The 12,035-nt window shown below is 65.2% G+C and carries 11 protein-coding genes; 3 read left to right on the top strand and 8 right to left on the bottom strand.

Annotation, left to right across the window (positions count from 1 at the left end):
* Positions 1–75 precede the first annotated feature (75 nt).
* The 3 genes from serA to QX041_RS21835 form a co-directional block, all read right to left on the bottom strand.
* Complete coding sequence (gene serA, locus QX041_RS21845; protein ID WP_316166520.1) at positions 76–1,665, bottom strand: phosphoglycerate dehydrogenase; 1,590 nt, start codon at positions 1,663–1,665, stop codon at positions 76–78.
* A 276-nt stretch (positions 1,666–1,941) separates the two neighbouring features.
* Positions 1,942–3,114 carry a phosphoserine transaminase gene (locus QX041_RS21840; RefSeq protein WP_315714128.1) on the bottom strand — a complete coding sequence of 391 codons (1,173 nt, stop codon included), beginning with the start codon at positions 3,112–3,114 and terminating at the stop codon, positions 1,942–1,944.
* Positions 3,115–3,259: 145 nt separating this feature from the next.
* Positions 3,260–3,550 carry a hypothetical protein gene (locus tag QX041_RS21835; protein ID WP_315714383.1) on the bottom strand — a complete coding sequence of 97 codons (291 nt, stop codon included), beginning with the start codon at positions 3,548–3,550 and terminating at the stop codon, positions 3,260–3,262.
* Between the two features lie 106 nt (positions 3,551–3,656).
* Between QX041_RS21835 and QX041_RS21830 the strand changes: the two genes are divergently transcribed.
* Entirely contained in the window at positions 3,657–4,643 is a 987-nt protein-coding gene (locus QX041_RS21830) for an aldo/keto reductase (RefSeq protein ID WP_315714127.1), read from the top strand.
* Positions 4,640–5,491, top strand: a complete 852-nt coding sequence (locus QX041_RS21825; RefSeq protein WP_315714126.1) for an amidohydrolase family protein — start codon at positions 4,640–4,642, stop codon at positions 5,489–5,491. Before QX041_RS21830 ends, QX041_RS21825 begins: the two co-directional genes overlap by 4 nt.
* Here QX041_RS21825 and QX041_RS21820 read toward each other — a convergent pair whose 3' ends face one another.
* The 4 genes from QX041_RS21820 to glmM form a co-directional block, all read right to left on the bottom strand.
* Positions 5,492–5,947, bottom strand: coding sequence for a GNAT family N-acetyltransferase (locus QX041_RS21820; RefSeq protein WP_315714125.1), 456 nt, complete (start codon positions 5,945–5,947; stop codon positions 5,492–5,494).
* A gap of 28 nt (positions 5,948–5,975) precedes the next feature.
* Positions 5,976–6,803: an outer membrane protein gene (locus QX041_RS21815; RefSeq protein ID WP_315803319.1), complete on the bottom strand. Its 828-nt coding sequence runs from the start codon at positions 6,801–6,803 to the stop codon at positions 5,976–5,978.
* A gap of 189 nt (positions 6,804–6,992) precedes the next feature.
* On the bottom strand, positions 6,993–7,835 hold the full coding sequence (locus QX041_RS21810; RefSeq protein ID WP_315803318.1) for an outer membrane protein: 843 nt from the start codon (positions 7,833–7,835) through the stop codon (positions 6,993–6,995).
* Positions 7,836–8,232: 397 nt separating this feature from the next.
* Entirely contained in the window at positions 8,233–9,585 is a 1,353-nt protein-coding gene (gene glmM / locus QX041_RS21805) for a phosphoglucosamine mutase (RefSeq protein WP_316166519.1), read from the bottom strand.
* A gap of 408 nt (positions 9,586–9,993) precedes the next feature.
* Between glmM and QX041_RS21800 the strand changes: the two genes are divergently transcribed.
* On the top strand, positions 9,994–11,130 hold the full coding sequence (locus QX041_RS21800) for an alpha-hydroxy acid oxidase (protein WP_316166518.1): 1,137 nt from the start codon (positions 9,994–9,996) through the stop codon (positions 11,128–11,130).
* A gap of 265 nt (positions 11,131–11,395) precedes the next feature.
* On the opposite strand, the gene QX041_RS21795 is transcribed toward QX041_RS21800, so the two are convergent.
* Entirely contained in the window at positions 11,396–11,974 is a 579-nt protein-coding gene (locus QX041_RS21795; protein ID WP_410051253.1) for a hypothetical protein, read from the bottom strand.
* Positions 11,975–12,035 lie beyond the last annotated feature (61 nt).

Raw genomic sequence — 12,035 nt, 5'->3', positions numbered from 1 at the left:
CAGTCGAGAATGCAAAAAGGCAGCGCGGCCGGAACGCCGCGTTGCCTTCTTTGCTCGGCCGATACGGCCAGGCAATCAGAACGCCAGCGCCTTGGCCTGCTTGACCTGCGGCAATGCCTGGATCTTGGCGAGCAGATCCGCCGGCACCGCACCGTCGACCTCGACCAGCGCGATCGCGTCGCTTCCCGGCGCGACACGGCCGAGATGGAAGGTCGCGATGTTGATCTTCGCGTCGCCTAGGAGGCTTGCGAACTTGCCGATGAAGCCCGGCTTATCCTCGTTGGTGACGTAGATCATCGACTTGCCGAACTCGGCGTCGACACGGATCCCCTTGATGTCGACGAGGCGCGGCTTGCCGTCGGCGTAGACCGTGCCCGACACCGCGCGCTCCTGATGCTCGGTGGTGACCGCGACCGTGATCAGGCTCTCATAGTCGCTCTCGCCGGCGCGCAGCACCTCGTCGACGATCATGCCGCGCTCCTTGGCGATCACCGGCGCCGACACGACGTTGACCTCGCCCAGCATCGGCCGCAGCAGCCCGGCCAGCACCGCCGAGGTCAGCGCCCGGGTCTTCATCTCGGCGACGTGGCCTTCATAGGTGATCTGGATCTTGGTGATGCTGCTTTCGGTGAGCTGGCCCGCGAACGAGCCGAGTTTCTCGGCGAGCGCGATGAACGGCGTCAGCTTGGGCGCTTCTTCCGCGGTGATCGACGGGAAGTTGATCGCGTTCGAGATCGCGCCGGTGAGCAGGTAGTCCGACATCTGCTCGGCGATCTGCAGCGCGACGTTCTCCTGCGCTTCCGTGGTCGAGGCGCCGAGATGCGGCGTGCAGATCACGTTGGCATGGCCGAACAGCGGATTGCTGGTCGCCGGCTCCTCGGCGAACACGTCGAGGGCCGCGCCCGCGACATGCTTGCTGTTGAGGGCCTCGAGCAGCGCCTGCTCGTCGACCAGGCCGCCGCGCGCGCAATTGATGATGCGCACGCCCTGCTTCATCTTGGCGATCGCCGCGGCATCGATGATGTTGCGGGTCTTGTCGGTGAGCGGCGTATGCAACGTGATGAAGTCGGCGCGCTTCAGCAGCTCCTCGAGCTCGACCTTCTCGACGCCGAGATCGAGGGCGCGCTCCTCGGTGAGGAACGGATCGAAGCCGATCACCTTCATGCGCAGGCCCTGCGCGCGGTCGCAGACGATCGAGCCGATATTGCCGCAGCCGATCACGCCCAGCGTCTTGCCGGTGATCTCGACGCCCATGAAGCGGTTCTTCTCCCACTTGCCGGCCTGGGTCGAGGCGTCCGCCTGCGGAATCTCGCGCGCCAGCGACAGCATCATCGTGATCGCGTGCTCGGCGGTCGTGATCGAATTGCCGAACGGCGTATTCATCACGATGATGCCCTTGGCGGTCGCCGCGGGGATTTCGACATTGTCGACCCCGATGCCGGCGCGGCCGATCACCTTGAGCCGCTTGGCACGCTCGATGATCTTGGCCGTGGCCTTGGTCGCGGAGCGGATCGCAAGGCCGTCATAGTCGCCGATGATGTCGGCGAGCTTGTCCTTGTCCTTGCCGAGATTGGGCTGGAAGTCGACCTCGATGCCGCGATCCTTGAAGATCTGCACGGCAGCCGGGGAAAGTGCGTCGGAAATGAGAACTTTGGGTTTGGACATGACGATGTTCCTTCACGCCTCTCGCGAGAGAGGGACAGCGCATCGGCGCCGGAATGGGTGGAAGCAATCGAATCGTAGGGTGGGCCAAGCGCAGCGTGCCCACCGGTCTTTCGCGTCGGTTGACGTTGATGGTGGGCACGGCGCTTCGCGCCTTTGCCCACCCTACGCGTCTTGAATTTCGTCATTGCGAGGAGCGGAGCGACGAAGCAATCCAGACTTTCTTCGTGGCCCTGGATTGCTTCGCTGCGCTCGCAATGACGGCACGAAGAGCGTGCGTCACGCCGCCTTCGGCAGCGCGGCCTTGGCTTCGGCGAACGCCCAGTCGATCCACTGCGTCAGCAGCGCGACGTCGTTGGCTTCCACCGTCGCGCCGCACCAGATGCGCAGCCCCGCCGGTGCATCACGATAGTGCGCGAAGTCGAAGCCGGCGTTCTCCTTCTCGACCAGCGACACCAGCTTCTTGGCGAACTCCGCCTGGGCATCGGCCGAAAGCGATGTGATCGCGGGATCGACGACCTTGAGGCACACCGAGGTGTTGGAGCGGATGGCGGGATCCTGGGCGAGAAAGTCGATCCACGGCGTCCGCGCCTTCCAGTCGGCGAGGACCTTGGTGTTGGCGTCGGCGCGGGCGATCAGCGCCCTGAGGCCGCCGATCGACTTGCCCCAGTTCAGCGCGTCCAGATAGTCCTCGACGCACAGCATCGAGGGCGTGTTGATGGTCTCGCCCTCGAAAATGCCGGCGTTGAGCTTGCCGCCCTTGGTGAGGCGGAAGATCTTCGGCAGCGGCCAGGCTGGCTTGTAGGTCTCGAGACGCGCCACCGCGCGCGGCGAGAGGATGAGCATGCCATGCGCGGCCTCGCCGCCGAGCGCCTTCTGCCAGGAGAACGTGACGACGTCGAGCTTCGGCCAATCGAGGGCTTGCGCGAATGCGGCCGAGGTGGCGTCGCAGATCGTCAGGCCTTCCCGGCTCGCGCTGATCCAGTCGGCATTCGGCACGCGCACGCCTGACGTGGTGCCGTTCCAGGTGAAGACGACGTCACTGGCCGGATCGACCTTGGACAGATCCGGGATCTCGCCATAGCCGGCGTGCAGCTTGGTGACATCCTTGAGCTTGAGCTCCTTGACGATGTCGCTGACCCAGCCCTCACCGAAGGATTCCCAGGCGATCGTGGTGACAGGCCGCGCACCGAGCAGCGACCACAGCGCCATCTCGACCGCGCCGGTGTCGGACGCGGGCACGATGCCGATCTTGTAGTCGGCGGGCACTTCGAGGACGTCGCGCGTCAGCTCGATGGCCTGCTTGAGCTTCGCCTTGCCAATCTTCGCGCGATGCGAGCGGCCGAGGGGAGCGTCTTTGAGGTTTTCGGAGGTCCATCCGGGGCGCTTGGCGCAGGGGCCGGAGGAGAAGTGCGGCACGGCAGGCCGCTGCGATGGTTTCGCTGCAGTCATCGTCTATCCTTCCAGATAGTAAGCCTCCCGTTGGGGGGAGGTGTCCCGCTGGCGTGAATACGGGAAGGGTCGTTCCGCGTCAAGGAACTTCGCGCGCCGCCTGTCTGCGTTCACGCGGTCGTGCTGGCATGCAAGCGAATGCAATTCATTCCGGCGCGGCGCCGACCGGTGCCTGACCGGCCGGCGGACGATGCAGGAAGGTCATCGAGCCGTAGGCGCCGATCCAGGAGCCGACCGCCGCGAATGCGACGTAGATCCAGTTCTCCGTGTAGCTGATCACCGCGAATGACGACAGCATGTACCAGATCGAGCTCCAGGTCGCCGCTGACAGCCGTCGCTTGGCAACGACCGCCGACGTGAACATGACGTAGACCGCGTCGGTGGCTGCCGTCGCCAGCACGACACCGAAGGCCGTCAGTGGATTGATCGCCGACATCGTCCCCTCCTCCTCGTTGTACTGCACCATGCGACGTCATTGTTTCGTCGAACGCATCCATGCACAATGACGCGATCTGCACGCGCCGAACAACAAGGATAGAAGAATGGAACGCGTCCGTCTCGGGAGGAGCCCGCTCGACATCACCCGACTCGGTCTCGGGACGGCGCCGCTCGGCGGTCTTTTCGAACCGGTCAGCGACGGCGATGCCGAAGCCACGATCGCCGCGGCGTGGGCGCGCGGCGTGCGCTTCTACGACACCGCGCCGCTCTACGGCTTCGGCCTCGCCGAGCAGAGGCTCGGTGCATTTCTGCGCCGGCAGCCGCGCGACAGCTATGTGATCTCGACCAAGGTCGGCCGGCTGCTGCGGCCGGACCCGACCGCCTCGGGCGACGATCCGCACTACAAGGGCACGCCGCCGCTGCGGCCGCGGTTCGATTACTCCTATGACGGCGTGATGCGTTCGGTCGAGGAGAGCCTGGTCCGGCTCGGCCTCGATCGCATCGACATCCTGCTCGTGCACGATCCCGACGATCACTATGACGAGGCCGTGGCCGGCGCCTTTCGCGCGCTGCAGCGGCTGCGCGACGACGGCAGCATCCGGGCGATCGGCGCCGGCATGAACCAGTCGGAGATGCTGACGCGCTTTGCGCAGGCCGTTCCGGTCGACTGCTTTCTCCTGGCGGGCCGTTACACGCTGCTCGACCAGGGCGCGCTGACGACGCTCTTTCCGATCTGCCGCGAGAACAACATCGCCATCATTCTCGGCGGCATCTACAACAGCGGCATTCTCGCCAACCCTCACGGGCCGGCGAAGTTCAACTACGAAGATGCCGATGCCGCGCTGGTGGCGCGGGCGCGCCAGCTCGATGCGCTGTGCAGACAGCACGGCACCGAGCTCAAGGCTGCCGCGATCCAGTTCTGCCTGGCCCATCCCGCCGTGACCGTCGGCCTGCAGGGCGCCCGCAATGCGCAGGAGGCGGCCGATAACATCGCGATGGCGCAAGCTCCGATCCCGCCCGCCTTCTGGCGCGACCTGCGTGCCAGCAATCTCGTCGATGCCCGGGCGCCGCTGCCGGGAGACGCGCCATGAGCCGTGTCATCGATGCGCATCAGCACTTCTGGGATCCCGGTCGCGCCGACTATCCGTGGATGGCCGGCGACGCGCTGGCGCCGATCCGCCGTCCGTTCGGTCCCGCCGACCTCGCCCCGCTGCTGGCCGAGAACGCTCTCGACGCCAGCATCCTGGTGCAGACCCGCTCGTCGCTCGACGAGACCGAGGAATTCCTGCGCATCGCCCATGCGACGCCATTCGTCGGCGGGGTCGTCGGCTGGGTCGACCTGAGCGATCCGTCGGTAGGGTCGACGATCGACCGGCTGCGCGGCCTGCCCGGCGGCGACAGGCTGGTCGGCATCCGCCACCAGGTCCATGACGAGGCCGATCCGGCGTGGATCTTTCGCGGCGACGTCAGGCGCGGCCTCGACAGCGTGTTCGCGCACGACCTGACGTACGATCTGCTGGTGCGCACGCGAGAGCTGCCAGCGGCGATTGCGACGGTGCGCGCCTTTCCAAGAGCGCGCTTCGTGCTGGACCACGCCGCCAAGCCGCCGATCGCAACCGGCTTCGATCAGGACTGGGCCGATCGCATCGCCGAGCTCGCGGCTTGCAGCAATGTCTGGTGCAAGGTGTCGGGGCTCGCCACGGAAGCCGTCTGGACCGACTGGGACGCGGAGCGGCTGCAGCCGTACGTGACACATGTGGCGCGCTGCTTCGGCGCCGACAGGCTGATCTTCGGCTCGGACTGGCCGGTCTGCCTGCTCGCCGGCAGCTACCGTGAAATCAAGCAGGCGCTCGAGCGCTGCCTGACACAGCTCGGCTCGGACATCCGCGACAAGGCGTTCGGCCCGAACGCCGTCGCGGCCTACCGCCTGCCGCGCTGATCAGAACCGCATCACCATGCCGAAATGGCTCTTGGCGAAGCCGAGCCGCCCGTAGAAGCGTTGCGCGTCGGTGCGGCTTTGATGCGTCATCAGCTCGACCAGATTGCAGCGCTGCTTGCGCGCCTCGGCGATCGCCCATTGCAGCAGCTGCTCGCCGATGCCGCGGCTGCGGCGGTCGGTGGCGACCCGAACATCCTCGACCAGCGCGCGCGACGCGCCTTGCGAGCTGAGCCCGGGCAGGATGCAGAGTTGCAGGCAGCCGACCACCCGGCCCGCCTCCTCGGCAACGATCAGGGTGATGTTCCCATCCCGCGCGATCGTCTCGAACGCGTCGTAGTAGGACTGCGGCAACGGCTGCTCGAGGCGCTCGCGCGCCCGGCCGAGATGATCGTCGGCGAGCATGGCGACAATGGCAGCGACGTCGTCGCGCTGCGCAGGACGGATGCTGACGGACATCGGCATACAGGACAGGCTTGCAATCAGCTCAGAACTTGTAGCCGAGGCCCGCGCGCACCGTATTGATGCTGGTGTCGACCGTCGAGGTGAAGCGGACGTATTCGTATTCGGCCCGCGCAAACAGGCCGCCGACCAGATTGACGTCGACGCCGAGACCGGCGCTGTAGCCGTAGATCAGGTGATTGTGCTGAAGGTTGTTGGCGCTGAGCGGCGCAAGCGGCGTGTAGGTGCCGAGAAATGTCGTGCTGACCCGGTCCTGAACCGTCACGGACTGGCCGATATCTGCGTTGCCGAGTGCAAGGCCGAAAAATGCGTAGGGCAGGAAGCAACCCATCGCATAGCCGGCACGACCGCGGATCGTCGCCATGTCGGTGATCGAGATCTGCGAGGACTGCGTCGACGTCACGGCGTGGAAGTTGCCGTCGGTCAGTGCAGCCGTGCTGACGAGCGTGCGGCTCGAAGAGGCCATGCCGCCGTATTTGCCGTGCAGATAGCTCGCCTCGACGCCGAGCACGACGTCGTCCCACTGACTGTTGTAGCCGACGAAGGCGCCGAAGCCCGATGCGCGCGAGGATTGCTTGCCCAGATTCGGGTTCCAGGACGATACCTGCATCTGGCTCTCGATCAGCGTGTTGGCCAGCACCGCCGCCGTCATGTTCTTGGTCGAGCCGTTGAAATTCTCATCGGACGAGCCGTAGCCGCCCTGGACGCCCACATAGTAGCCGTCCCAGTTGACCCGCGAATTGTTCAGGCCCTCGGTCAGGCCGCCGCGCAGGATCGGAAGGTCGGACAAGTCCGCGGCCTGGGCCGCGGAGATCATGCCGCACACCGAAACCGCCACCACAAGGCTACGCATCGCACGCTCCAATCAGCACTTGACTCTCTGTTCCGATCATCGCGCGTTAACCTTAATCATTCGTTGTCGCAGCGCTCTGCATGGAAATTCTTTCAGCGAAGACGCGCGCGCTTCGCTCGATCCGAAACGCGAAACGGCGCGGGAGGCCCGCGCCGTTCGTTCGATTTGCGGTGAGGGCGAGCGCTCGATTCAGCCCTTGCGGATCAGCGCCGGCATCGGCGGCGGCGGAGGATTGTCGAAATTCCAGCGCACGCCGAGCTTCAGGTCGTGCGAGGTGATGTCCTTGAACTTGAAGACGTTGCCGGTGGTGTTGCCGACGTAGTCGGACAGAACACCGGTCTGCCCCTGACCGAGATCGACGTAGCTGTAGGCCAGCTCCAGCACCAGGTTCGGATTGACGTTGTAAGCCAGACCGGCATGGGCCGCCCATGCGAAATTCCATTTCGAGGAGGTCGGCGCCGTCGCGAAACTCGTGGTCGTGAACGGCAGGTTGTTGATGCCCGTGTCGGTGAAGTTCGAGACCGTCACCCGCGCGCCGCCGACGCCCGCGCCGATGAATGGCGTCACGCACCACCAGGTGCCGAGATCGACATAGGCGTTGGCGAGCACCAGCCATTCCGACTTGCTGCCGCTGTAATTGTCGATGCCGCTATAGGGCACGCCGCCCGCCGTCGCGTTGAAGCGGTCGGTGGCCTTGAAGTTCGAATTGCCGCGATACTGGCCGGTGACGTCGGCGCGGAACCAGCTGTTGAAGCGATAGCCGACGCCGACGCCGTAGATGCCCGCGGTGTCGAACGCCGAGGTCTGGTTGAAGGACGTCATCGGCGTGTAGGCGGATTCGCGCGAATAATGGACGTCCTTGACCTTCTGATTGCTGAAACCGATGTCGCCGCGCAGATACCAGCCACCGAAATCGGCCGCCGGCGGCGGCGCGTAGACCGGAGGCGGCATGATGGGCATGTCGGCCGCAAAGGCGAGAGTGGAAAACAGAGAGGCCGCTCCGGCGGCGATCAAAGACATAACGCTACGCATTGGCTTCGTCCCTTTGGCCGGTGAGGCAATCGAGAACCTGGCCCCACATCACAACTGACGGCCGAACAATCGCACCAAATGCTTAAGCAGCGCTTAACCCTAATAATTAAGGTTGACATTCCATGAGCACGCATGAACCGTTAATGACCGGACAACTCATCCTAACAAATCGTTAGCGGCTGCGCCGGGCGATGCGGGCAACACGAACTAATTAGTCGACCGACCCGGCTCATGACAAAGTCATGCCCTCCAAATTCCGACCCGCCGCACGAAGTCGTTGAACGACGCGATCATATGCATCCTGGCGACGCGCTCGGACGCGAGAAGATGGTGAGCCAACAAAAAGGCCTGTCATCTGACGATGACAGGCCACAATCGAAAATATGATCGCTGGTGATCAGGCTGCGGCAGCGGCCGCGTTGCCCACCGCGGCCACGATCTCGTCGACGACCTCCTCGACCAGCTCACGGTCGTCGCCCTCGCCCATCACGCGGATCACCGGCTCGGTGCCGGAGGAGCGCACGAGCAGTCGGCCATGACCGTTGAGGCGCTTCTGTCCGGTGTCGATCGCTGACTTCACCTCGTCCGCGTCGAGCGGCTTGCCGCTGCGATAGCGCACGTTCTTGAGGATCTGCGGCAGCGGATCGAAGCGGTGGCAGACCTCGGACACCGGACGGCGCAGTCTCTGCACCGTCGCCAGCACCTGCAGCGCGGCGACGAAGCCGTCGCCCGTGGTCGCGTAGTCCGAGAGAATGATATGGCCCGACTGCTCGCCGCCGAGATTGTAGCCGTCGGCCAGCATGCGCTCGAGAACGTAGCGGTCGCCGACCGGCGTGCGCACCAGTTCGAGGCCTTGCCCCTGCAGGAAGCGCTCGAGACCGAGATTGGACATCACGGTCGCGACGATACCGGCGCGCGCCAGGCGGCCGTCCTCCTTCCAGCTCTGCGCGATGACCGCAAGCAGCTGGTCGCCATCGACGATGTGGCCGCGCTCATCGACCAGGATCACGCGATCCGCGTCGCCGTCGAGCGCGATGCCGATGTCGGCGCGCATTTCCCGTACCTTCCGGCACAGCGCCTCCGGCGAGGTCGAGCCGCATTCCTTGTTGATGTTGAAGCCGTCCGGCTCCACGCCGATCGAGATCACGTCGGCGCCGAGCTCCCACAGCGCCTCGGGCACGACCTTGTAGGCCGCGCCGTTGGCGCAATCGACCACGACGCGAAGACCGTCGAGCGAGAGATCCCGCGGCAGGGTGCGCTTGGCGAATTCGATGTAGCGATCGTGCACGCCGTCGATGCGGCGGGCGCGGCCGAGGCTCGCGCTCTGCGCCAGCTTCTTGTCGAGCGATTCATCGAGCAGTTGCTCGATCTGCCTCTCGACATCGTCGGACAGCTTGAAACCCTGCGGCCCGAACAGCTTGATGCCGTTGTCCTCGAACAGATTGTGTGAGGCCGAGATCATGACGCCGAGATCGGCGCGCATCGACTTGGTGAGCATGGCGACCGCGGGCGTCGGCATCGGGCCGACCAGCAGCACGTCCATGCCGACGGAGGTGAAGCCGGCCACCATGGCGTATTCGATCATGTACCCGGAAAGGCGTGTATCCTTGCCGATCACCACCCGGTGGCGATGCTCGCCGCGCTGGAACAGAAGACCTGCGGCCTGCCCGACCTTGAGCGCGAGTTCCGGCGTGATCAGGCCGTTGGCGCGGCCACGAATCCCATCGGTCCCGAAATAGTTACGGCTCATATGACCCCCAGCAACGGCTTCTGGATTTCGTTACCGGCGGGCGCGAATCACAGGACCCGCCCTGCCGGTCAGCCCGCGGGTTATAGTCGCCTTAAGGCTAAGATGGCTTCAAAAAATGTGATGAATCATTACCACGAAACCGCCATGACCTCTGTAAGCCGTTGTTAAGACTAATTTTTCATTCGACCTGACGGCTCTGGAGGGCTCACCCGTCGGAGCCCCGCCGCAGCAGGAAGGTGCTCGCTCCGGCAGCCCTGACGTCATGTTGTTGCGGGACGCTCGCAGTTCGCCCTGCTTTGCCCAGACGCCGTGGCGGTTCCCAAGTTGGATTTGGCAGCCGCCGCAAAGATGCTAGATGACTGCCCCAGCCCTAAGAAACGAGACGCCGGTGGGGAGCCGAAGACCGCGATGAAACACGTCACCTGCATTGAAGACCTGCGCCTGCTGCACAAGCGCCGCGTGCCCAAAGCCTTCTTCGACTACGCCGATCGTGGCTCCTATGCCGAGGAGACGCTGCGCGCCAATCGCGAGGATCTGCAGAAGATCAAGTTCCGCCAGCGCATCCTGGTCGACGTCTCCAAGCGCGATCTGTCGACGACGATCCTCGGCGAGCCCTCGTCGATGCCGCTGATCCTGGCGCCGGTCGGCCTCCTGGGCATGCAGCACGGCGACGGCGAGATTCACGCCTGCCGCGCGGCGCAGGCCGCCGGCATCCCGTTCACGCAGAGCACGATGTCGATCTGCTCGATCGAGGACATCGCGGGCAGCGTCGAGAAGCCGTTCTGGTTCCAGCTCTACGTCATGAAGGACCGCGGCTTCATCAAGGCCCTGGTCGAGCGCGCGATCGCTGCGAAGTGCAGCGCACTATGCCTGACCGTCGACCTGCAGGTGATCGGCCAGCGCCACCAGGACATCAAGAACGGCATGAGCGTGCCGCCGGAATGGACGCTGTCGAAGCTGTTCGACTTCGCGATCAGGCCGGCCTGGGTGCAGGGCGTGCTGCAGGGCAAGCGCCGCACCTTCGGCAACATCGCCGGCCACGTGAAGAACACCGAGGATCTCACCAAGCTCTCGGCCTGGACCGCCGCGCAGTTCGACACCTCGCTGAACTGGAAGGACGTCGACTGGATCCGCTCGATCTGGCCGGGCAAGCTGATCATCAAGGGCATCCACGACATCGAGGACGCCAAGCTCGCGGCCGCGACCGGCGCGCAGGCAATGGTCGTGTCCAACCACGGCGGCCGCCAGCTCGACGGCGCGCCGTCCTCGATCCACGTGCTGCCCGGCATCGCGGAGGCGGTCGGCGACAAGATCGAGATCATGTTCGATGGCGGCATCCGCTCCGGCCAGGACGTGATGCGCGCGCTCGCGCTCGGTGCCAAATCCTGCATGCTCGGCCGCGCCTATGCCTACGGCCTCGGCGCCGGCGGCCAGGCCGGCGTCGCCAAGGCCATCGACATCATCCGCAACGAGCTCTTGACGACGATGGGCCTGTGCGGCGTCAACACGGTGGCCGAGATCGACCGGAAGGTGCTGGCGGATTAGCTCGAGAATCGGCGAGCAAGGTGCTCGGACTAATCAGCTTACGCGCCCCCGACTTCCACCATGCAAAAGCTGTCGTCCCGGACAAGCCGTGACGCGCGTCAGCGCGGCGCGGCGCTGATCCGGGACCCATACTCCGCGGCCGTCGTGTTGGGCAAAAGCCCAATTGCCACTGCGCCCTAAACTCCTCCCTGGGGGTATGGGTCCCTGCGTTCGCAGGGACGACACCGGCAACGGAGACGCAGTTGAGCACACAGAGAAAGGCAGGTCACATCGGCGGCGTCAGCCCATCGCGGCCGACGCTGACGCGGCTGGTCTCGAGCGAACCGTCAGGCAATTGCTTGACGGTGGCGATCACCTTGGCGCCGGCTTTCAGCTCGGACTCGTCGCCGGGCACGAAGGTGACGATCGGCGTGTCCGGCGTAATGTCGACGCGCTTTTCGCCCCCCTTGTACTTGACGAGCAGCGAGTGACCGTCGGTCGAGACCGAGCTTTCGGACACGGTGGCGTTGGTCATGCTCGAGTTCGGCTTCAGGTCCCACGACCGCGAGCCTTCGCCCGTTCCGCGCATGTCCTCGGGAAAAATGTGGATCTCGACCGCCTTCGGCGCGCCATCCGGGCCGGGCACCGTGGTGGCGCCGATGAACGAGCCCAGCTTGATGTCGGAAAGCTGCGCCTTGACGACACCCGAGACGCGCAGATCACCGGCCATGCGCAGCTTGAAGATCTCGCCGCTGCGGGCTTTCACCGTCATCGTATTGGCGTCGACGCTTTCGATGGCGCCGCGCACGCGCGTCGGCACCGGCGCCTGCTGGGCGATGGCGAGCGCGGATACAGTCGCAACCATGGCGAGTGAAGCGACGGAACGGAACAGGATGAGACGAGCGGACATGCATGGCTCCGAGGGC

Origin of the sequence: Bradyrhizobium sp. SZCCHNRI2009 (assembly GCF_032485115.1) — a bacterium.
GTDB lineage: Bacteria > Pseudomonadota > Alphaproteobacteria > Rhizobiales > Xanthobacteraceae > Bradyrhizobium.
This window is presented reverse-complemented; position numbering and strand designations above follow the sequence as displayed.

What these genes read in the sequence shown, in the direction of transcription:
- QX041_RS21795 (WP_410051253.1), bottom strand. Translation starts at nt 11,974, where the DNA reads ATGGTTGCGACTGTATCCGCGCTCGCCATCGCCCAGCAGGCGCCGGTG.
- QX041_RS21835 (WP_315714383.1), bottom strand. Translation starts at nt 3,550, where the DNA reads ATGTCGGCGATCAATCCACTGACGGCCTTCGGTGTCGTGCTGGCGACG.
- glmM (WP_316166519.1), bottom strand. Translation starts at nt 9,585, where the DNA reads ATGAGCCGTAACTATTTCGGGACCGATGGGATTCGTGGCCGCGCCAAC.
- QX041_RS21825 (WP_315714126.1), top strand. Translation starts at nt 4,640, where the DNA reads ATGAGCCGTGTCATCGATGCGCATCAGCACTTCTGGGATCCCGGTCGC.
- QX041_RS21840 (WP_315714128.1), bottom strand. Translation starts at nt 3,114, where the DNA reads ATGACTGCAGCGAAACCATCGCAGCGGCCTGCCGTGCCGCACTTCTCC.
- QX041_RS21815 (WP_315803319.1), bottom strand. Translation starts at nt 6,803, where the DNA reads ATGCGTAGCCTTGTGGTGGCGGTTTCGGTGTGCGGCATGATCTCCGCG.
- QX041_RS21820 (WP_315714125.1), bottom strand. Translation starts at nt 5,947, where the DNA reads ATGTCCGTCAGCATCCGTCCTGCGCAGCGCGACGACGTCGCTGCCATT.
- serA (WP_316166520.1), bottom strand. Translation starts at nt 1,665, where the DNA reads ATGTCCAAACCCAAAGTTCTCATTTCCGACGCACTTTCCCCGGCTGCC.
- QX041_RS21810 (WP_315803318.1), bottom strand. Translation starts at nt 7,835, where the DNA reads ATGCGTAGCGTTATGTCTTTGATCGCCGCCGGAGCGGCCTCTCTGTTT.
- QX041_RS21800 (WP_316166518.1), top strand. Translation starts at nt 9,994, where the DNA reads ATGAAACACGTCACCTGCATTGAAGACCTGCGCCTGCTGCACAAGCGC.
- QX041_RS21830 (WP_315714127.1), top strand. Translation starts at nt 3,657, where the DNA reads ATGGAACGCGTCCGTCTCGGGAGGAGCCCGCTCGACATCACCCGACTC.